Below are 19,238 nucleotides of genomic sequence, written 5' to 3'. Positions count from 1 at the left end.
CTGGTCTTACGGTTTACACGAGGCCTCAGTCGTTGTCCAGAGGTCCGAACGGACGTTTGGATGGCCGTCCAGCCGTCTAAACGCCATGGCGCGGCGCAGCAGAAAACGGTGTAACTATGGGTATTTGAGCGAGTTTTTGTGTTTAGTCAGTCTTGCCGAAATTGCGTAAGCGCACGCTCTCGGGGGTCGCAAAAAAAACCGGAATAAAGGGGTGGTTTGGTATTTCGCGTTCACAAATCGTGCACATCGTTGGATCGTGGCAAATCTTGTGCCAGCCCGAGCACCCAGGGCAGAGCTGAACTTGTGGGAGCCGGCTATGCCGGCGATCCCGCGGCAGCGGGCCAGGTCGAGGCAAGCACCCATCGCCGCTGAAGCGGCTCCCACCATGAAGCGGCTCCCACCGTGAAGCGGCTCCCGCAGGGAGTTGCTGTGTCCCGTCACCGGGCGTCGACTGGGGCTGCCGGACATTGCCCGCCATGAAGATCGCCACCTTCAACGTCAACGGTATCCGCTCGCGGCTGGACCATCTGCTGGCCTGGTTGGAGCGGGAGGCGCCGGATATTGCCTGCCTGCAGGAACTCAAGTCGACGGATGTTGCCTTTCCCGTCGACGCGATCAACGACGCCGGGTACGGTGCCCTTTGGTCCGGCCAATCGGCCTGGAACGGGGTGGCGATCCTGGCCAAAGGTGTGGACCCCGTCGAGAGCCGTCGTGGCCTGCCCGGCGACGTAAAGGACACCCAGAGTCGTTACCTGGAAGCGGCGGCCCACGGCGTCCTCGTCGGTTGCCTCTACCTGCCCAACGGCAATCCCCAGCCGGGTCCCAGGTTCGACTACAAGCTGGCCTGGTTCGAGCGCTTCGTGCGCCATGCGGGCGCGCTGGTGAAAAGCGGGCATCCCGTGGTCCTGGCCGGTGACTACAACGTCGTGCCTACCGACGAAGACATCTACGACCCCAAGGGCTGGCGCCGTGACGCCTTGCTCCAGCCGGAGAGCCGGGCGGCGTATGAGCGCCTTCTGGCTCAGGGCTGGACAGACGCCCTGCGGGCGGCGCACCCCGATGAGCGCATCTATACGTTCTGGGATTACTTCCGCCAGCACTGGCCCCGTGATCGGGGCCTACGCATCGATCACCTGCTCCTGTCGAGGGACCTCGCCGCCCGGTTGAAGGACGCCAACGTGGACCGCTGGGTGCGCGACCTGCCCAAGGCCAGCGATCACGCGCCCACCTGGGTTGAACTGGGCGCGGCGTCGGGGAAGCCAGCGGCCAGGAAGGCCGTAGCCAGAAAGACAGCCGCGAAGAAGTCGGTCAGGACGCCAAAAGTGGCAAAGCCCGGTTAGTCTGATGGCTGAAATCGGTTAATTCGCGCCCGAACGCCAATGTAAGCGTTTACGGGGCACCGTCTCCGCAACCCCCACTTGCCACCACCCGCACAGGTCCTAGACTAGGCAGCTATCAGGGGAGGGGGCGGACCGGGCGGTAATGAAGATCGATGGCGGCAGCTTTAATCGCCCCGAACCGGTAATGCTGAGCGAGGTTGCCGAGCGGCTGCGCAATCCCCGCATCGACCGCATCGTGGCGAGCTTCCGCGAGTACCGCGTATCGCTCATGCGCACGGTCATCCTCGGCTTCGTGGTCATCTGGACCGCCGCCTGGCTTCACGGCCCCACCACCATGGCGCTCGAAGCGCATCGTGTCTTCCCGGTCGCGCTCGCCCTGTTCGCGGTAAGCACTCTGTGGATGCTGTTTATCCGGGCGCAACAGGAAGGCCAGAGCAGCACGATCGACGTGATAGGCAGCGTGGCCAACTTCGTCATGGTCGCGCTGCTGCTCAAGGCCGCCTTCATGCTGGTGATCACGGTGACCGCCGTGCTGCCGTTCCTGTCGGTCGCCGTGGGGGTGCGGTACAGCCGCCGGGCCTTCGCCGCCGGCGTGGTCGCCTCCGTGGCGATCCTGCTGGTCAGTGCGCCGGATGGCTACTGGATCGGACGGCCCGCCTATGCGCTGTACGCGCTGGCCCTGGTGATCGTCCTGCCGATGACGCTGTACCGGATGATGGATGCGCTGCGCGAGGTGTCCGCCGAGGCGATCGCCTCTCGCGAAGCGCAGCACCGTTTCATCTCGATGATGAGTCATGAGATGCGAACGCCGTTGAGCACGGTCATCCACTCGGCCTCGCTGATCGACACCGCCGTGATGAGCGACGACCAGCGTCGCCTCGTCGCGCTGCTGGCGACCAACGCCAACGCGCTCCTGCACCGGGTTAACGCGGTGCTCGACGTGGCCTCCTTCGCGGGGGGCAGTTTCACGCTGCGCCACCAGGCGTTCGCCTTCGACGAGGTGCTGGCGACGGTGGGCGCGGTATGCCGCCCCTTCGCCGCGGAGAGGCGCATCGCCTTCAGCCTGGCTCGCGATGCCTCGGTGGAGGGTGTCTTCAATGGTGACCCGGGACGCATCGAGCAGGTGCTCTCCAATCTGGCGTCCAATGCCTTGAAGTTCACCCCGCCGGGTGGCTCGGTCAACGTGCACGTGGAACTTCACGAGGGCGTCGGTGGCCGCGATCCGACCATCACGTGCAGTGTTTCGGATACCGGCATCGGCATTGCCGACGTCGACAAGCAGCGCATTTTCGACCCCTTCCATCAGCTCAGCGCGGGCGAGAGCCGGCGGCAGGAGGGGGTGGGCCTGGGCCTGTATATCGTGCGCAACGTGTCCGAACAGATGCAGGGCGGCCTCGATGTAACCGATAACCCGCTGGGTGGGTCGGTCTTCACCTGGCGCTTCCCGCTTCCGCGTGCGGCGGCGGGTGCGCGTAGCGCGGCGGACACGCCACTGGTCGAACTGCTGGACGATCACCGGGCGCGCGTGGAGTCGCAGCGCTGCCTGGTGGTGGACGACAACGCGGCCAACCGCGAGATCGTTGGACGCATTCTCGAGCGTGCGGGGCACCAGGCCGTTTTCTGCGCGAATGGCGACGAAGCGCTCGAGCGCCTGGGCATGAACGGCTTCGACCTCATTTTCATGGATCTGCACATGCCCGGCAGCTCCGGCTGGGACGTGCTCGGCCGCATCGACGTGATTCGCCGCACCGAGAGCGTACCGCCCATCGTCATGCTCAGCGCGGATTCCAGCCATGACGCGGTGCGCATTGCCTTCAAGGCGGGTGCACGCGCGTACCTGACCAAACCCATCGCCGCGCAGCGCCTTCTCGACGTGATCGAGTCCATCGCGGCGGAACGGCGCATGGAAGAGACCGCGCGCGGATGGCAACAGCCGCTGCAGGACGTGCCAGCGGAACGCCGCACCGCCGGCACGCCGCTGGATGAGATGCGTGCCTTGACCAGTGTCGAGGAATACATGGGCTTCATCGACCTGTGTTCGCGCTCTGCGCAGACCCACCTGGACACCTTGCGCAACGCGGTGCTGTCGCGCGATATCGCCACGGCGGCCGAATGCATCCACGCCCTGCGTAACGTGCTGGGCAACCTTGGCGTGCCGGGCGCGTCGAGGGTCTGCGACGACCTCTCCGTGTTGATCGATGCCGGTGGTGACATGCGCGCCGCCGTGGTCGAACTGGATGCGCTGGATCGCTCGGTGCGCCGTTTCGTCGAAGCCCAACGCCAGGGCACGCGCTCGTCGGCGGATGCCGGCGCGTGAGCGAACTCGACTGCCTCGCGCGCGAGATCGAACAAGGCGAGCTGGCGGCGGCGGCGATCAAGCCCGACAACGAGGCACGCATCGTCTTCCACGGCGAGGTGCCGCATGGCCGCTTGCCGCTGGCCGTGGTCTACCTGCACGGATTCACCGCAAGCCAGGCCGAGGGTGCACCGGCTCACCGGGAAATCGCGCACGCCGCTGGCGCCCATCTCTACCTCAACCGCCTGAGCGACCATGGCAGCGACGCACCCGAGGCCATGGCCGGCGCGTCACCGGAGCGCTGGCGCGACGAGGCCCGGCACGCGCTCGACATCGGCCTCCGCCTCGGCGAGCGCGTGCTTCTGGTCGGTACGTCCATGGGTGCTTCGCTGGCGCTCGACCTGGCGGCGAGCCGGCCGGATGTTGTCGCCGGCGTCGTTGCCTGGTCGCCCGGCATTCGCGTGCACGACCCCGCGCAGCTGCGCGCCGCGGTGATGCTCCAGGGCGCCGTGGCTTCCCCGGGCGAGCGCAGCACCTTCCAGCGCCGCTACTGGTCATCGATGGTACATACCGATGCCTACCGCGCCATCGCCCGCCTGTTCATCGAGCGGATGCGGCCTGAAGTCCTGCAGGAGATAGTCTGCCCGGCGTTCTTCGGCATGTGGGATGGCGGGGAGGGCGATCGCGACACGCTCACGTCGGTCAGTGCCATGCGCCACGCGTTCGGATGGCTGGGCACGCCGGCATCGCAACGTCGCATGGTGGCGTACGACCATGCCGCGCATGTGCTCGCGTCACCGGAGCGTTCGCCTGCTGCCGGTCGTGTCCTCGCCGATTCGCTCGCCTTCCTGCGCGACGTCGGTCTTACGCGCTGAAGCCCGGCGCGCGCTATCGTGCAACCTCGACGGGTGTGGGGGTGAACGGGGTGCGTTTCGGTCGCGCGGCGCTTGCGTGGATACTGCTGGCTCTTGGCGGCTGGCTCGCCGTCGTACCCGGTGTTCGCGCGGCGGACAGTCGCGACCGCGCGATCGACCAGTTCTATCACACCGCCTGGACCGTTCGCGAAGGCGCGCCCGGCCAGGTCACGGCGCTGGCGCAGACCAGCGATGGCTACCTCTGGCTCGGCACGCAGACCGGTCTTTACCGCTTCGACGGCGTGAAATTCGAACGGTACCGGCCGCGCGAGGGCGGTGATTTTCTCGCCTCCAGCGTCGCGTCGCTTTATGCCCCACCCTCCGGTGGGCTATGGGTCGGCTTTCGCTATGGCGTCGCCAGTTTCATCGAGGGCGACCGCGCCACGCACTATGCCGCCTCGTCGGGGTTGCCCACGGCCACTATCTACGCGATCGATGGCACCCGGGATGGCCGCATCTGGGCCGCGACGTTCAATGGACTGGCTCTCCTGAACGGACAGCGCTGGTCCGTCGTGGGCGCATCGATGGGATTGCCGGGCAATCGCGCGCGCAATCTGACGGTCGATCGCGAAGGGCGCCTGTGGGTCGCTACCGACCAGGCCCTTGCGTGGCTGCCCAGGGGCGGTACGCGCTTCGAGCTGGCGACGCGGGCGATCGGCCGGGTTAACCGGATCGCCGAAGCGCCGGATGGCACGATCTGGGTGGCCGAAGCCGATGGTGGCGTGCGGCCTGCCTGGGCCGGCGAGTCACCTCCCGAGGACCACGGCCCCAGCCTCAATCTTTCCTCCGCCGGGCTGCTGTTCGATCGCGATGGCGCCTTGTGGATGCCCACGCTTGGCGACGGCATCCGCCGCGTACCGCGTGTGCGCGATCTGCGGCGCCAGCAAATCGAAGCAAGCGGCACCGCAGGACAAGGTTTCACCGGGCGCGAGGGGCTCAGCTCCGACTATCTCAGTGCGGTCATCCAGGATCGCGAAGGCAACATCTGGGTCGGCGGCAGTCGTGGGCTCGACCGCTTTCGCGTCAGTCGTCTGCTGCCCGCACCGCTATCGCCGGGCGCGACCGACTTCGCGCTGGTTGCCGCGCAAGGACACGGCGTCTGGGTCGGCACGAAGAACCGCCCGTTGACGCGGGTGGATGCGATGGCCGTGGTCCCCGGTGATTTTCCGGAAGCGATCACGGCGGCATCGCGTGATCGCGAGGCTACCTGGCTGGGCGGCCCGCAGGGGCTCTGGCGCCTGCACGATGGCGTTCCCGAGCGCTTTGCTCCGCTACCTGCCGAGGATTACACCGGCGTACAGGCTGTCGTCGGTGATGGCAAAGGCGGTGCATGGTTGTCGATCAACCGACCCGGCATCTACCACTACACCGACGGCAAATGGGCTCATGACCCGATGCCGACGATCGCCAACGATCCGGCCCCGTTGGTACTCATGAACGATGCCAGGGGACGCTTGTGGATGGCCTTCGCACGCAACACCATCGTCATTCGCGAGGAAGGGCACGACACGGTGCTCGGGCCGGCGGACGGCCTGGCCGTAGGTAACGTGACAGCGCTGCTGGAGGATCGTGGCGCGGTGTGGCTGGGTGGCGAGCTCGGTATCGGCGTTGTCGTCGGCAGGCAGGCGCACACGGTGGGCACGCTGGGCGAACCGCTGCGTGGCGTGTCGGGCCTGGTGCGCGATGCGCGCGGCGATTTCTGGGCGAATACCGCGCAGGGTGTGGCACGGATCGGTGGTGCTCACATGGCGCGCGCCCTGCAGGACCCCTCCTATCGCCCACCGGTCACCCTGTTCGATTCACTGGACGGGCTTCCCGGCACGCCGGCCCAGTTCCGGCCGCTGCCCACCGCCGTGGTCGCCGACGACGGCCGCTTGTGGTTCGCCACCACCAGCGGCGTCGTTTCGATCGATCCGGCCGACGTGCCGCGCAATCCACTGCCGCCGCCGGTATCCATCCGCTCGATCACCACCGATACGGGAAGCTGGCCCGTGGCCTCCACGGTACATCTTCCTGCGCATACGGAGCGCCTGCGGATTGCCTACACGGCCACCAGCCTCTCGATGCCCGAGCGCGTGCGCTTCCGCTACCGCATGGAAGGCATCGACACACGCTGGCGCGAAGCGGGGACGGAGCGTGAAGCGGTGTACACCGACCCGCCGCCCGGCAGCTACCGGTTTCGGGTCACGGCGGCCAACGAAGACGGTGTGTGGAATGAAGACGGCGCCTCGGTCACGATCGTGGTCGCGCCGACCTTCTTCCAGACCACCTGGTTCGTCCTCATCTGCATGGTCGTCGCGTTCGCCGCGCTGTGGCTGGCTTTCTACCTGCGAATGCGCCGGATGGAAGCGCAACTGCGTGCGCGCCTGCACGAACGCCACGCCGAGCGCGAGCGTATTGCCCGTGAGTTGCATGACACGTTGCTGCAGAGCATTCAGGGCCTGACGATGCGGTTCCAGGCTATCGCCAATCGCGTGCCCGCCGAACAGCCACTACGCGTTGCGATGGAAAGCGCGCTGGATCGCGCCGAAGAAGCCCTTGTGGAAGCGCGCGATCGCGTACGAGACCTGCGTGGGCACGCTGGCGAATCGTCCGCACTGGACGTCGCACTTGTGGAACTCGCGCGCGTCTATGCCACGGAGCACACGGTACCTGTACTGGTACTGGCGGATGCGGCGATCGATATGCGCGATATGGACCCGCTGGCGCGCGACGAGCTTTACGGCATCGCGCGTGAAGCGATGCATAACGCGATCGCCCACGCCGAAGCGTCACGCATCGATGTGGTGATCGCATCCGAGGGCGGGGAGCTGGTGTTGCGCGTTCGCGACGATGGCCGCGGTATCGACGATGCCGTGCTTAGCGGCGGTGGCCGTGCCGGACACTGGGGCCTGCGTGGTATTCAGGAACGAGCCCACAACATCGGTGGTACCGCCATCTTCTCGTCGCCTGCGGACGGTGGCACCGAAGTCACCGTGCGCACGCCGATGAACCGGATCTTCCCCTCGCGCGCCGGGTGGTGGCGTCGCTGGTGGCGGGAACGCGCGTCTTGAGCGAGAGCGCCGTACTGAATACGTGGATCGCCCGACTGCTGGCAAACGAAGGCTGGCGCGAACCGGCGGCATTCGTCGATCGCGCGGACGCGATGGACCGGCTCGACCTGCATCTGGTGGGTGCGCCCTACGGTGATGCGCGCGACCGGGCCGAGCGCTTGATCGAGGCGATGGAAGCGATCGACCGCGACCTCTTCGATCATCTGCGCCAACGCATCCGTGTTGGCGAAGGGCGGCAGGCGTTGTCGCCATGGCTTGGCGGCGCGGTGTCGCCGGGCCAGCATTATGACGCGCTGGATGCCTTGCTCGCGGGCGTGCTGGCTATCGACGAACCGGAGATAGACGATCCCTCACCGCCGCCCGAGATGGTGTTCTATCAGCCGACGCCAGCGCGCCACATCGTGGATGGCATCCGGCGCGCGTCGATCTCGGCGGGCGACATCGTGCTCGACCTGGGTTCGGGACTCGGTCACGTGCCGATGCTGGTGCACGTTCTTACCGGGGCGCGTACGCGTGGCGTGGAGCGCCACCCGGCATACGTCGACAGCGCCGCGCGGGCGGCCTCGGCGCTGGCTTTAGGGGGCGTGTCGTTCGTGGCGGGCGATGCCCGCGAGGCGAGGCTGGCCGGGGTGGACGTGTTCTATCTGTTCACGCCGTTCCTCGGCGGCGTGCTGCGGGACGTGCTGGCGAGGATCGAAGCGGAGGCGGCTTCCCGTCCGCTGCGGGTCGTGGTGCTGGGACCGTGTGCACGCACCTTCGCCCGGATGCCCTGGCTGCGAAGTGACGACCCCGACCCGTCGGCGACGGATCGCATCGTGGTGTTTCGTTCGTCGCCCTAGGTCGACCGGCGCCGGCTTACCAGCGCCCGCGACCGCCACCGAAGTTGTTGTTGCCGCCGCCGACCGAAATGCTGACGCCCCCGGTGGGGTGCTCGCAATCGCCAAAGGCCTGGCTGAGACTGACCACGCCGGCCTGATAGCTGCCGCTGCCGCCATGGCTTGCGCTGACGACGCCCGTGCTGAGGCTGCCATGGACCTGGGGCTTGTTATAGGTGGCGTCATCGCAACGCGGCACGCCGCTATCGGCTTCCGTGTTGGCCATGCGACCGCTGGTGTCACCGTAATAGGCGCCCGGTGGGTCCTTCGGGCGTGAAGGGGTCACTGCCACGCTGTCGCCGTTCTTCGGCGCGGTCCCGGTGACGCTGCTGGCCGACGCGGGCGCCGCGGCGGTGCTGCTGGCCGGCGCCGGCACGTAGTCCGCCGGCAGCCGCAGGTTCAGGGGCTTGCTGGCGTCCTGTGCCCACGTGGAGGTAGCGACGAGGGCGAGGGTGGCGAGAACAACGATGGCTTTCATAGGGACGCTCCGGGGACAGACTCTCGAACGCTCGAGAGCGCGTCCGGTGTACCGGCCTTTGAAAGCCGGATGCCGGTCGGAGTTCCCGGCCGGCGCCGCTAACCTTACTCCGCGAGTGCCTCGTCGGCGTCCTCGGGGACGCTTTCGCCCAGACGGGCGCGCAGGGTATCGATCTCGCGGCGCAGGTTGCGGTTCTCCGCTTCGAGGTCGGCCACCTGCTCGCGCAAGGCGATCACGTCGTCCGAGGGTTTTTCGCGGGGCTTGCGCTTGGACTCACGCACCCGCTTGGCGGCCTGCTTCAGTTCGTCGTCGCCTCCGGTGGCGGCGGCACGCTGTTCGTCCTCGGGCAGGCTGGCCACCGCGGCGGCGGCACTGATCGACAGGGCGCCGGACTTCACCGCGGCAACCACCTCAGGGGCGGCTTCCTTGCGGATCTTCTCGATCATGCCGACCTGGTTGCTGCTGATCCGGGCCTCGCGGGCGATGTCCTTACGACTATCGGCCTGTGCGGGCCTGGGCGGCTTGGGTGCGGCGGGGTGCGCGTCGGTGGTGTCGAAGGGCACGTCCGCCTCGGCCAGCTGTGCCCGGCGCTCGGCGAGGATCTCGCGCTTGCGCAGGGCGAGCACACCGCGCTGGAAGTCCGACACGCTGCGCCGGCCCAGGTGTTGCTCGATCATCCACAGGTGCACGTCGTCGATCGAGCGGAAGCGCTCGTTCTGCACGGTCTGGAAGGGGATGTCGTGCTTGCGGCAGATGCCGTAGCGGTTGTGACCGTCCACCAGGGTGTCGCCCCACAGGACCAGCGCATCGCGGCAGCCCTCGGTGAGCAGGCTGCGCTCCAGCGACTCGTACTCGTCGGGCGTCAGCGGGTCGATGTAAGCCTTGAGTTCTTCGTTGACGACGATGTGCATGAGGGGCTGCCCTGTAAACCACAACCCACCATTCTACCGGAAGCACCCGATGGGGACGGGGCGCAACCCTGCGTCCAATTCCATCGGGCCGACTTTTGTTGCAAACTCCTGAGGGTCGTGGCAGGGGCTTCCACGACCCATGAAGGACACCGGATTCGCGCCACGGCGCGCGTCTGATCGCGCTTGCGCTCGGCGCATGGTTTGGGAAAAACGCAGATGACCGGATTTTCAAGGACGTTGGCAGTCGCGCTCACATTCGCGCTGTCTTTGCTGGCGCTCGTGGCACAGGCTTCTGAGATATCGGAGCTGCCGTGGAAGGTCGGACCCGTCACGGTGCAGGTTGGCCCGCAGGCGACGCTGGACGTGCCCAGGGGCTATGCCTTCCTTGACCCGGAAGGCACTAAACGCCTCAACGTGCTGATGGAGAATCCGCCCGACCAGACCGACACGTATACGCTGGCCCCGGAGGGCATGGCGTGGGCCGCGTACTTCGACTACGACGATATCGGCTATGTGAAAGACGACGAAAAACTCGACGCCGACGACATCCTGAAGAATGTTCGCGAAGGTATCGAGGAGGGCAACAAGGAGCGCCGCTCGCGCAACTGGGACACGCTCACCCTCATCGGCTGGAAGAATCCGCCGAAGTACGACAACGAGTTCAAATCGCTGGCCTGGTCGTTCGTCGCGCGCAATGACAAGTCGCAGACCGACGTGGTGAATTACAACGCGCGCCTTCTCGGTCGCAGTGGCGTGATGAATGTCGTGCTCGTTGCCGATCCTGACGCGCTCACCACCGCGGTCAACCAGTTCAAGGGCACGATGGGTGGCTTCACGTTCGCGCCGGGTCAGGCCTATACCGACTTCCACAGCGGCGACAAAGTCGCCGAGTACGGTCTTGCTGCGCTCATCACCGGTGGCGTCGCTGCCGTGGCCGCGAAGAAGGGCTTCTTTGCGGTGATCGGTACCTTCCTCGCGGCCGCGTGGAAATTCATCCTGATCGGTTTCGCCGCGTTGGGTGGTGCCATCAAGCGCCTGTTCGGCCGCAAGGCGTAACGGGCACCATGCCGCTGCAATCGTGGTGGCTGCTCGCTGGTGTCGTCGGCATGTATGTGTACGACGCCACGTTGCTGCTGTACCACAACGAGGTCGTGTTCTTCGAACGGCGTGACGGCACATGGTCGTTCTCGGTGGGTTCGGAGTTCGAGCTCGCCGGGCGCCATGTCTACGTTCCCGCGTTGCTTGCACCGCATCGCGCCGTGCTTCGTCTTCGCTGGTCGTCGGCGCAGACGCTGTCCGCGTCGAGACCGCTGCGCGGGCTACGTGCGTGGCGGGTCGGCGTGTCGGCATCGGCATGGCCGGTGATGCTCCTGGTCATGGTCTTTGCCGCGCTGCCGGTCGTGCTGTTCAACTCCGTACTCGTGCTGCTCGGTTGGATGATCGTGCTCTATGCGGTCATCGTATTCGCGGTGCTCCGCGTATGGCGCCTGCGCAAGGTCACCGGTATCGGCGGCAAGGAATTCACTGGTATCGCTTCCGATGCGCTCCTGTGCGCGCCGTATTCCCTCGACCTGGTGCGCAAGCAGGGTTTACGCGCCGCGGAGAGCTTTGACGTGGTGTCTACCGCACACCGCTTGCTGGATGCGAGTGAACGCCTGCGTCTGTCCGCATCCATCCGTGCCAAAGTGCAGCGCCAGATGGATATCGAAGAGACAGGCAGCGAGCGCCACGCTCAACTGACCACCTACCTCCAACAGATCGAAGGCGCGCTGGCATGACCCTGGTCGACATCATCGTTATCGCGATCTGCCTTGCACTCGGCTACAAGTTTGCTTCGGCGATGATGAGCAAGTCGGACCCGGTGAGCGAGAGCCGCCGCCCCGAGCCGCCCAACCTGTTTCAACGTCAACCGCCCTGGCACGACGTGCTCGGGGTATCGCCCGACGCGACCCACGATCAGATCGTCAGTGCCTACCGTGCGCGGATGAGCGAGTACCACCCGGACAAGGTAGCCAATCTCGGCCCGGGCATCCGCGCGCTGGCCGAGCAGAAGGCAAAAGAAATCAACGCGGCCTATGCCGAAGCCACGGCCGGACGGGCATAGCTGGCTGGGCTCACATCCGTTTCTCACAGGCACGAAGTCCTTCCGCAATGAACGGTTGGAGCTCGCGTGTCGCTTGGTGGTCGGGGTGGGTGTCGAACCAGGTTCTTGCTTTCACCAGGGCCTTGCTCTCGTAGTTTTGGCAGAACCAGCCGTCGTCTTTCGATGCGAGCGCAACGAAGGCAGTCCTGAGCCTGGTAATAGCGAGACTTTCGGAAAACGCGAGGTCGTTCCTTTCCAGCTCGGCCAGGGACACGGAGATCTTGGAGCACGGTGGCGAACCAGGCCATGTGGACGTTCCATCGGCGCTTGATCATGCACTTCCCCTGTGACGTGGCGACGGGAGCTTGCTTGATGGCGGGTTGACTCGCAAGGGGCTTGAAACTCTTGTTGACAGTCAACTATATTGACTGTCAACCCAGTTGATGAGGTGCGCCGCCATGGCCCGTGAACAGTCCGCCTGGTATGAAGACATCGTCGTGCCCGCGTTGCTCAGGCACGCCCGCGGCACCTATGCCTCCGCCATGCGCGGCGCCCTCGATGAAGCCGGCTATGACGACATTCCTGAGAATGGCCTCTACGTGATCGGCGGTCTGGCGATGGGTGCGGGCGACGTACCGCTGGGCCGCCTGGTCCAGGAGCTACGCATCTCCAAGCAAGCCGCCGGACAGCTTGTCGACACGCTGGTCACCCGCGGCTACCTCACCCGCGAAGGCGATCCGGTGGATCGCCGCAAGCTGGTCATCACGCTGACCGAGCGCGGCCGCGATGCCGCCGCGGTGCAGGGCGCCGCGCGGGACCGCATCGACACTGACCTGCATGCGCGTATCGGCGACAGCGGCCTTCGTGGTTTAAAACGTGGACTGGCTGCGCTCGTGGAAATCGGGCGCAAGGATCGCGAGTCGGCCTGAGCCTGCCTAGGGGAGGCGCTCGAACATCGTCACCGTTTTGTCCTTGTACGCTGCCTCACCGAACGGGCGATAGCCGATCCGCTCCGCCACTCGAACCGAGGGTAGATTCTCGGGGGAGATGATGCATACGGTGCGGACCGCTTCGCGCCGGGTGAAGAACCATTCGTGCGCCGCCTGGATGGCTTCCGTGGCGTAGCCCTTTCCCTGTGCCGACCGGGCGAGCACCCATGCCGCTTCCGGAAAAGGGTCGAAGTTCGCGCCGAGATCGCGATGAAACGTGGCAAGGCCCACGTCACCGACGAAGCGACCGCCATGTCGTTCCCGCACGGTGAACAAGCCGTGCCCGTACGCGGACCAGTGGCCTATGTTCCTGAGCAGCTTCAACCAGGTCTCCTCCGACGATGCCGGTCCGCCGATGAAGTGCATGACCTCCGGATCGGTACGCGCCGCGTGGCAGTCGTCGAAATCGGAGACAGCGGTGGGGCTGAGGATAAGACGTTCGGTGACGATCATGCGCGTGGCTCGCAGGGACGACGGTACTCCGCAGTCTAAGCGTCATGGCCGTTCGGGTGCGAGCTGATCCGGGTTGCCGAGCGGATGCCGATCGGGAAGAATCGGGCTCGATGGATGATCGAGGGCAAGCGCATGAAGAAGTCAGATCCGATCGAGACCGAGAAAGATCCGGCGAAGCTCTTCAACTCCAGTCTCGACGGCGGCGTACGACGTGCCATCGATATCGGCGAAGGTGAGGAAGTTGACGCGAAAGCGTTCAAGGCGCTCGTTCGTGCTGCCGTGGAGCTCAATGCGGCTGGCAAGAAGACGGGTGTGGCAAAGAAGACGAAGTAGTCCGCATCCGCATCAGAATCAGCACGAACAGAAGCGCGATGAAGCCGGCGTACGCGTACTGGCCCCGTGCCACTCCCGTTCCGTAAGGAAACCAGATCCCTGGTACGCCCAGCGCGTTGAGCTCCGTCGCGAACAGGCCGATGCCAACCAGGATCGCGGCGAGCGCTCCAGGATAAGACAAGGGCTTCGCCGATCGGATCACGCCCAGTCCGGTGATCCATAGATAGAGCGCGGCAAGGGCCAGCCGAATGCCTCCGACTACGGAATCGGCAGCCACCTTCAGGCCTTGAGGCACGTCAGGCACAAACCACGGGCGGCCGAGAAGTGCAAACACGATGTACACCACGGTAAGCACACCGATGACGTAGTGCAGCCATGGACGCTTGCTGATGCGAAACCAGTCGCGCCAGGCCAGGGTCCACGCCGCAAGCACGAGAGGTCTGAGTAGCACGGTAGTCAGGGCGTCATACCAGCGCAGACTGAGAATGTCCGTCCAGTAGAACAGCACCTGATTGACGCGCAGGAGCGCAAGAAGAACCAACGCAGTGATCAGCCAGTGGTATGGGGCACGGGTTCGGCACGAGACCAGCCCAAAGAGCATGAGGGCAAGCAGAACGAAGGCGACCGGCTCGATTGCATCGACCACGTAGCCTTTGAATGTCTGTAACCATTGCACTTGATGCAGGAGCTCGATGCCAGCCGCATCGCCGATCACCGGCGCGACATGAATGCCACTGTACCTGTGAACAAGCCCGGGCCGCCGAGCAGTTTTCCATCTACATAGAGTTGGTATGTCGAATCGACCAGGGTCGGCCCGGCCAACGCAAGCGGAGTATCCGTGTCGCTATCGACGCTGACTTTCATCCGATACCACGCATACCCCGTGTACCCCGCGTGGCCGCGTCGGCTCCAGCCAGGAACGTACCCCGGTAAACCGACATCGCCGTCATGGGCACCCGGAGCAGGTGTGAGGTCGACGGTTTCCCACGAACTGTCGTCGAAGTCGGGCGAGGACCAGCGATGGTCGTCACCGACCTGGAACCGCCAGGGTCCATTCAAGGGGACGGTCGAATGACCAAGGACGATGTGCGAGCTGGGAGCAGGGTCCGCCGCCGCCATGCGACTGTTGGTCGTGAGAGCGATAAGCATGCATACGAAAGCCATAAGCACTGAACGTCGCATCACGTCATTCCCCTTTGCATCTGCCACGAAGGCTAAGTGGCGACTCGCCGCGGTGGCCCTACTCGGTTGGCGACCTGGAATTTATCTCGTATCTGACTCGTGGCTCTGGAACGGTCGTCTCGTCCGTCGGTGCTATCTCAACGATGTCCGAAGGTGAAAGCGGGTGCTGTACCCAGTCATACAAGTACTTCTTCCCATCTTCCATGCAGACGGCGCTCGCGAATAGTTCGGACCCTTCGCTATCCTCATGGCGATGGCAAACCCACTGCACTGCCAGGTGCATGTTCAGGACATGGGGGTGACCGAACACGCCGAAGTCTGATCCGTTGATCCGTACCTTGAAGTACATGCGTGGCTTCCGTTGCATCTGGTCGCTGGATGCTACCAATATAGTGACAGCAGGCCGAGAGCGCGTACTCAGGACCGGCGAGTGGACCTCATGGCGGGTGATGGCGTCAGCCGCCCCGTCATCGGTGACATCGTCGAGCTCGACCACGGGTTCACCGGCCAAACGGCGAATCGATGGGTATCGTTGCCTGCGTCAATGACGATCGAAGCATTCGTTGGGCTGCGGACGTGATGGACTCGGCGATCGAGCTGATACCGAAGAATTCTGTCCATTAGCCATCATGGTGCGAGAGCTTGAAGAAGGGAGTTCGATGAAGGAATTCATTGCCGGGTACCGACGTTTCGTCCTGGATAAGCCCAGACGTTCCGCTTATGCCGTCGTCGGGACACCGCTGGCGCTCTCGACGTGACCTACCTTCGTGGGTACCCGTCGGTGAGCATCGGCGGGAGCATGCACACGTGGTGGCAACAGCTTGGGTGGGATGTGGTTCTTGGCGCCGTGGTCCTGGGTCCCTTCGTCTTGCTGATGATGTTCCTGCGAAAGCGGCTCGACAGCCGGCTTACTTAGGTTGTCGTCGGTTCGTCCGATACAAGGTGACTATGGGTCGGCACCCGGTCACGTGCGATATGAGTGTCCGTACTATCGGCTGCGCACGAACTCCAATAGCTGACGCATGTCTCCGGTGTCCGCTTGGCGGATGGCTGCAAGGTATTGCTGCCTCACAGGCGCACCGTGCGGTGCCGGACCCCAACTGAAAGGCTCGGCACCATGAAGCTGCAGGAACAGGTCGGCCATCACGCGTGAGCAACGGCCATTCCCATTCGGGAAGGGGTGGATGAAGGTCAGCTTGTGGTGCAGGCGTGCGGCCTGCTCATCCAGGGAGTAGAACCCGAAATCCCGCCAGGCCTGCGCGTCATCGAAGAGCTGCCGCAGTTGCATCGCGATCTGGTACGGCGCTACACCGATGTTGCGTTCGGTCTGACGAAACGTTCCGGCCCATTTCCAGACGTCCCCGAACATACGGGTGTGCAGTGCGCGCAGGAAGGCCTCGGTTGCCACCTCCATCGGTTTCTTGGCTCGGCTCTGACGGCTACCCCATCGCATGCTGGAAACGATGTTTGCGCCTTCGGCGTCGTTGAGGTCCGACCTTGTTGCAACCCAGGCGAGCTTGAGGCCGGTGGCTTCGTCACGATCGAGCGGAGTCTGGCCGTCTTCAAGCTCGAAGAGTGCAGTCGGTCGATTAGCCAAGACCGGACTCCCTCCAAAGGGAACTGTCCGGAATCGATTCCTCGGCATCCCTGAGCATGACCTGCTTGAGTTCGGGGGATACCGATTGATCCTCAAGGCTCATGTGGGCCGCTGCTTTGTCATAGAGCTTGCCGTAGAGCTGCAGCCGGCGCTGATCGACGCTGGCCTGCAACGACTGCCGAGGCACCATCAGGACGACCAGCTCGCAATCCATGGCATGGGCGGCACGCCTTAGGCTGTCCATCTGGGCGGATCCGGCCCGCTCCCTCATTTCCAGCTTAGCCACTGCGCTTTGGCTTAGGCCCATCCGATTGGCTAGATCTGCTTGGGACATGCCCAGTGCGTCACGGATGCTGGCCACCCAACCCCCGTGCGGTGCTACAGAGAGCGCGTTGAGGTTTGAGCGTAGCCAGCTGCCTGTCTTGTCGAGCTTAGAGCGCGCGAGGCGCCGCATGTTCTGGCGAGCTGAGACGGACATAGTTGCTCCAGAGGCCGACGGTACCGCCAACTTTATGAGTCATACGGAATTAGTTTTACTATTTTAAGTCGCCATAGTGACTTAAAAATATCAGATACATGAATCATAGCGACTTGAAGTTCGTATTTACAAGTCGCTTTAAGTCATATTTAACCTGATTTCCAACCCGCTATGGGGACTTGCGGTCTACATGGAGGCGGCAGCCCTGCTGGGGTTGCTACCATATCCCGATGCAATCCATTGACCCCTCAGCCTTCCGCCTCACCGTCGCCCCAATGATGGATTGGACGGACCGCCACTGCCGCTATTTCCACCGCCTGCTGTCGCCCCATGCCCGTCTCTATACCGAGATGGTGACCAGCGCCGCCCTCGTGCGCGGCAACCAGATCCGCCTCCTCGAGCACAGCCACGAGGAGCATCCGGTGGCCTTGCAGTTGGGTGGGAGCGATCCGGTGGAGCTGGCCAAGGCGGCGGTGATGGGTGCCGAGGCCGGGTACGACGAGATCAACCTCAACGTGGGCTGCCCGTCGGACCGCGTGCAGTCGGGCAAATTCGGCGCCTGCCTCATGCGTGAGCCAGCCCTGGTGGGCGAGTGCGTCCGGGCGATGGCCGGGGTGGTGGACATCCCGGTGACCGTGAAGTGCCGCATCGGTGTGGACGACCAGGACGAATACGCCGACCTTCAGCGTTTCACCACCACCATGATCGAAGCCGGTGTGGGCATCCTCGTCGTGCACGCGCGCAAGGCCTGGCTGGAGGGTCTCAGCCCCAAAGAGAATCGTGAGATCCCGCCGCTCGACTACGAGCGGGTGTATCGCCTGAAGCGCGAGTTCCCGGAGCTGACCGTCGTGATCAACGGCGGCATCACCACGGTGGAGGCGGTCCGCGAGCACCTGGGCCAGGTGGATGGGGTAATGATCGGCCGCGCGGCCTACCACGACCCCTTCGTGCTGGCGAAGCTGGAAGCCGACCTCTACGGTACGCCGCTGCCGGAGCGCGGCGAGGTGCTGGAGCGCATGCGAATCTATATCGAGGCCGAACTGGCCCGGGGTGGCCAGCTCAAGCACATCACGCGGCACATTCTGGGCCTCTACCAGGGCGAGCCAGGCGCCCGCGGTTTCCGCCGTCAGCTCAGCGAGGGTGCCCACCTTCCGGGCGCCGATTGGGGCCTGATCGAGGCCGCCATGGCGCCACTTCGTCAGGCAGCCTGATTTCGTTCAGCTTCGGGCTGGTCGGGCGTGGGCATGATCGGTCGACCAGTCTTTCTGCGCCAGACATGAAAATCACGTTTCGTCCGCTATTTTTCGCCGCACTTTGCCTTGCGTCGCCCTTTGCCGTACAGGCCGACCAGTCGTTGACGCTGGAGCAGGCGGTAAGCAAGGTGCAAAAAGATACCGGGGGCAAGGTGCTGTCTGCGGACACGCGGCTCGTCGAGCGCGGTCGCTTCACCGAATACCGGGTCAAGGTGCTTACGCTGGACGGTCACGTCCGCGTGGTGCCGGTCCGTACCGAAACCGCCAAGCCCCTGGACGCCAGCGCCGGGGATAACAAGGAGAAACATTGATGCGAATCCTGCTTGTAGAGGATGAAGCCCCGCTGCGCGAGACCCTCGCTGCGCGCCTGAAGCGCGACGGCTTCGCCGTGGACGCCGCCCAGGATGGCGAAGAAGGCCTGTACCTGGGTCGCGAGGTGCCGTTCGATCTGGCCATCATCGACCTGGGTCTGCCCAAGCTGTCGGGCATGGATCTGGTCAAGGCCCTGCGTGAGCATGGCCAGCGCTACCCGATCCTGATCCTTACGGCTCGTGGTAGCTGGCAGGACAAGGTCGAGGGCCTGAAGCATGGCGCCGACGACTACCTGGTCAAGCCGTTCCATGTCGAGGAACTGCTCGCCCGCATCAATGCCCTGGTCCGTCGTGCGAGCGGCTGGTCCAAGCCGGTGCTGGCCTGCGGCCCGATCAAGCTGGACACCACGGCGCAGACGGTCACCGTCGAAGGCCGCCAGGTCGACCTCACCAGCTATGAATACAAGGTGCTGGAATACCTGATGCTGCACGCGGGCGAGCTGGTCTCCAAGGCCGACCTTACCGAGCACATTTACCAGCAGGACTTCGACCGCGACTCCAACGTGCTGGAGGTCTTCATTGGCCGCCTGCGTCGCAAGCTGGACCCGGAAAGCGCGCTCAAGCCCATCGAGACCGTGCGCGGCCGCGGCTACCGTTTCGCCATCCCGCGGAACGAAGCGGACGAAGATTGA

General features: G+C 64.7%; 21 protein-coding genes. 13 read left to right on the top strand and 8 right to left on the bottom strand.

All coding sequences use genetic code 11. The features are described 5' to 3' along the window. The first annotated feature begins 476 nt into the window (after positions 1–476). The 5 genes from xth to C8J98_RS09150 all read left to right on the top strand — a co-directional run bounded on the left by xth (position 477) and on the right by C8J98_RS09150 (position 8,442). Positions 477–1,340: an exodeoxyribonuclease III gene (gene xth, locus C8J98_RS09165; RefSeq protein WP_199229861.1), complete on the top strand. Its 864-nt coding sequence runs from the start codon at positions 477–479 to the stop codon at positions 1,338–1,340. Positions 1,341–1,482: 142 nt separating this feature from the next. Then, positions 1,483–3,657 (top strand): ATP-binding protein, encoded by a 2,175-nt coding sequence (locus C8J98_RS09160; protein ID WP_107912884.1) that lies wholly within the window; start codon positions 1,483–1,485, stop codon positions 3,655–3,657. Next, entirely contained in the window at positions 3,654–4,511 is an 858-nt protein-coding gene (locus tag C8J98_RS22030; protein ID WP_158272658.1) for a lysophospholipase, read from the top strand. The genes C8J98_RS09160 and C8J98_RS22030 overlap by 4 nt, the downstream gene beginning before the upstream one ends. A gap of 41 nt (positions 4,512–4,552) precedes the next feature. After that, positions 4,553–7,603, top strand: a complete 3,051-nt coding sequence (locus tag C8J98_RS09155) for a sensor histidine kinase (RefSeq protein ID WP_158272657.1) — start codon at positions 4,553–4,555, stop codon at positions 7,601–7,603. Further along, a complete protein-coding gene (locus C8J98_RS09150) occupies positions 7,600–8,442 on the top strand; it encodes a class I SAM-dependent methyltransferase (protein WP_146171606.1) in 843 nt (280 codons plus the stop codon). Before C8J98_RS09155 ends, C8J98_RS09150 begins: the two co-directional genes overlap by 4 nt. A 16-nt stretch (positions 8,443–8,458) precedes the next feature. On the opposite strand, the gene C8J98_RS09145 is transcribed toward C8J98_RS09150, so the two are convergent. Together C8J98_RS09145 and C8J98_RS09140 are read right to left on the bottom strand one after the other, a co-directional pair. Continuing rightward, positions 8,459–8,956 (bottom strand): hypothetical protein, encoded by a 498-nt coding sequence (locus C8J98_RS09145; RefSeq protein WP_107912881.1) that lies wholly within the window; start codon positions 8,954–8,956, stop codon positions 8,459–8,461. Positions 8,957–9,060: 104 nt separating this feature from the next. Beyond that, positions 9,061–9,867 carry a plasmid replication/partition related protein gene (locus C8J98_RS09140; protein WP_107912880.1) on the bottom strand — a complete coding sequence of 269 codons (807 nt, stop codon included), beginning with the start codon at positions 9,865–9,867 and terminating at the stop codon, positions 9,061–9,063. 216 nt (positions 9,868–10,083) lie between these two features. Between C8J98_RS09140 and C8J98_RS09135 the strand changes: the two genes are divergently transcribed. Genes C8J98_RS09135 through C8J98_RS09125 form a run of 3 tightly spaced genes read left to right on the top strand, consistent with a single transcriptional unit; the run spans position 10,084 to position 11,971 of the window. Next, a complete protein-coding gene (locus tag C8J98_RS09135; RefSeq protein WP_107912879.1) occupies positions 10,084–10,923 on the top strand; it encodes a DUF2167 domain-containing protein in 840 nt (279 codons plus the stop codon). 8 nt (positions 10,924–10,931) lie between these two features. Continuing rightward, positions 10,932–11,645, top strand: coding sequence for a hypothetical protein (locus C8J98_RS09130; RefSeq protein ID WP_107912878.1), 714 nt, complete (start codon positions 10,932–10,934; stop codon positions 11,643–11,645). After that, the gene (locus C8J98_RS09125) at positions 11,642–11,971 is read left to right on the top strand and encodes a J domain-containing protein (protein ID WP_107912877.1); all 330 of its coding nucleotides are present in this window, start codon (positions 11,642–11,644) and stop codon (positions 11,969–11,971) included. The genes C8J98_RS09130 and C8J98_RS09125 overlap by 4 nt, the downstream gene beginning before the upstream one ends. 10 nt (positions 11,972–11,981) lie before the next feature. Here the strand turns inward: C8J98_RS09125 and C8J98_RS09120 are convergent, their stop codons facing one another. After that, positions 11,982–12,224 (bottom strand): hypothetical protein, encoded by a 243-nt coding sequence (locus C8J98_RS09120; RefSeq protein ID WP_107912876.1) that lies wholly within the window; start codon positions 12,222–12,224, stop codon positions 11,982–11,984. 184 nt (positions 12,225–12,408) lie between these two features. Here C8J98_RS09120 and C8J98_RS09115 point away from each other — a divergent pair, with 184 nt between their 5' ends. Further along, entirely contained in the window at positions 12,409–12,879 is a 471-nt protein-coding gene (locus tag C8J98_RS09115; RefSeq protein WP_158272656.1) for a MarR family transcriptional regulator, read from the top strand. Positions 12,880–12,885: 6 nt separating this feature from the next. On the opposite strand, the gene C8J98_RS09110 is transcribed toward C8J98_RS09115, so the two are convergent. Next, positions 12,886–13,392 (bottom strand): GNAT family N-acetyltransferase, encoded by a 507-nt coding sequence (locus C8J98_RS09110; RefSeq protein WP_107912874.1) that lies wholly within the window; start codon positions 13,390–13,392, stop codon positions 12,886–12,888. 132 nt (positions 13,393–13,524) lie between these two features. Here C8J98_RS09110 and C8J98_RS09105 point away from each other — a divergent pair, with 132 nt between their 5' ends. Continuing rightward, a complete protein-coding gene (locus C8J98_RS09105) occupies positions 13,525–13,725 on the top strand; it encodes a hypothetical protein (protein ID WP_199229860.1) in 201 nt (66 codons plus the stop codon). On the opposite strand, the gene C8J98_RS09100 is transcribed toward C8J98_RS09105, so the two are convergent. The 4 genes from C8J98_RS09100 to C8J98_RS09080 form a co-directional block, all read right to left on the bottom strand. After that, entirely contained in the window at positions 13,679–14,440 is a 762-nt protein-coding gene (locus C8J98_RS09100) for a hypothetical protein (protein WP_107912872.1), read from the bottom strand. The two genes, C8J98_RS09105 and C8J98_RS09100, sit on opposite strands and share 47 nt — an antisense overlap. Further along, positions 14,437–14,874, bottom strand: a complete 438-nt coding sequence (locus C8J98_RS09095) for a hypothetical protein (protein ID WP_146171605.1) — start codon at positions 14,872–14,874, stop codon at positions 14,437–14,439. Before C8J98_RS09095 ends, C8J98_RS09100 begins: the two co-directional genes overlap by 4 nt. A 1,021-nt stretch (positions 14,875–15,895) precedes the next feature. Continuing rightward, the gene (locus C8J98_RS09085) at positions 15,896–16,504 is read right to left on the bottom strand and encodes a mobile mystery protein B (protein ID WP_199229859.1); all 609 of its coding nucleotides are present in this window, start codon (positions 16,502–16,504) and stop codon (positions 15,896–15,898) included. Beyond that, positions 16,497–16,982 carry a helix-turn-helix domain-containing protein gene (locus tag C8J98_RS09080; protein WP_107912868.1) on the bottom strand — a complete coding sequence of 162 codons (486 nt, stop codon included), beginning with the start codon at positions 16,980–16,982 and terminating at the stop codon, positions 16,497–16,499. The genes C8J98_RS09085 and C8J98_RS09080 overlap by 8 nt, the downstream gene beginning before the upstream one ends. Positions 16,983–17,212: 230 nt before the next feature. On the opposite strand from C8J98_RS09080, the gene dusA reads away from it, so the two are divergent. The 3 genes from dusA to C8J98_RS09065 all read left to right on the top strand — a co-directional run bounded on the left by dusA (position 17,213) and on the right by C8J98_RS09065 (position 19,238). Continuing rightward, on the top strand, positions 17,213–18,193 hold the full coding sequence (dusA, locus tag C8J98_RS09075) for a tRNA dihydrouridine(20/20a) synthase DusA (protein ID WP_107912867.1): 981 nt from the start codon (positions 17,213–17,215) through the stop codon (positions 18,191–18,193). A 65-nt stretch (positions 18,194–18,258) separates the two neighbouring features. Further along, positions 18,259–18,546: a PepSY domain-containing protein gene (locus C8J98_RS09070; RefSeq protein ID WP_107912866.1), complete on the top strand. Its 288-nt coding sequence runs from the start codon at positions 18,259–18,261 to the stop codon at positions 18,544–18,546. Further along, on the top strand, positions 18,546–19,238 hold the full coding sequence (locus tag C8J98_RS09065; protein ID WP_036115892.1) for a response regulator transcription factor: 693 nt from the start codon (positions 18,546–18,548) through the stop codon (positions 19,236–19,238). Before C8J98_RS09070 ends, C8J98_RS09065 begins: the two co-directional genes overlap by 1 nt.

The organism is Luteibacter sp. OK325 (genome assembly GCF_003050935.1).
Lineage (GTDB): Bacteria > Pseudomonadota > Gammaproteobacteria > Xanthomonadales > Rhodanobacteraceae > Luteibacter.
The sequence above is the reverse complement of the archived record's forward strand: the minus strand, read 5'-3'. Positions and strand labels throughout refer to the sequence as shown.

Coding starts and splice junctions, on each gene's coding strand:
- C8J98_RS09135 (WP_107912879.1), top strand. CDS start 10,084: ATGACCGGATTTTCAAGGACGTTGGCAGTCGCGCTCACATTCGCGCTG.
- dusA (WP_107912867.1), top strand. CDS start 17,213: ATGCAATCCATTGACCCCTCAGCCTTCCGCCTCACCGTCGCCCCAATG.
- C8J98_RS09145 (WP_107912881.1), bottom strand. CDS start 8,956: ATGAAAGCCATCGTTGTTCTCGCCACCCTCGCCCTCGTCGCTACCTCC.
- C8J98_RS09070 (WP_107912866.1), top strand. CDS start 18,259: ATGAAAATCACGTTTCGTCCGCTATTTTTCGCCGCACTTTGCCTTGCG.
- C8J98_RS09160 (WP_107912884.1), top strand. CDS start 1,483: ATGAAGATCGATGGCGGCAGCTTTAATCGCCCCGAACCGGTAATGCTG.
- C8J98_RS09110 (WP_107912874.1), bottom strand. CDS start 13,392: ATGATCGTCACCGAACGTCTTATCCTCAGCCCCACCGCTGTCTCCGAT.
- C8J98_RS09140 (WP_107912880.1), bottom strand. CDS start 9,867: ATGCACATCGTCGTCAACGAAGAACTCAAGGCTTACATCGACCCGCTG.
- C8J98_RS09105 (WP_199229860.1), top strand. CDS start 13,525: ATGAAGAAGTCAGATCCGATCGAGACCGAGAAAGATCCGGCGAAGCTC.
- C8J98_RS09080 (WP_107912868.1), bottom strand. CDS start 16,982: ATGTCCGTCTCAGCTCGCCAGAACATGCGGCGCCTCGCGCGCTCTAAG.
- C8J98_RS09095 (WP_146171605.1), bottom strand. CDS start 14,874: ATGCTTATCGCTCTCACGACCAACAGTCGCATGGCGGCGGCGGACCCT.
- C8J98_RS09125 (WP_107912877.1), top strand. CDS start 11,642: ATGACCCTGGTCGACATCATCGTTATCGCGATCTGCCTTGCACTCGGC.
- xth (WP_199229861.1), top strand. CDS start 477: ATGAAGATCGCCACCTTCAACGTCAACGGTATCCGCTCGCGGCTGGAC.
- C8J98_RS09065 (WP_036115892.1), top strand. CDS start 18,546: ATGCGAATCCTGCTTGTAGAGGATGAAGCCCCGCTGCGCGAGACCCTC.
- C8J98_RS09130 (WP_107912878.1), top strand. CDS start 10,932: ATGCCGCTGCAATCGTGGTGGCTGCTCGCTGGTGTCGTCGGCATGTAT.
- C8J98_RS09115 (WP_158272656.1), top strand. CDS start 12,409: ATGGCCCGTGAACAGTCCGCCTGGTATGAAGACATCGTCGTGCCCGCG.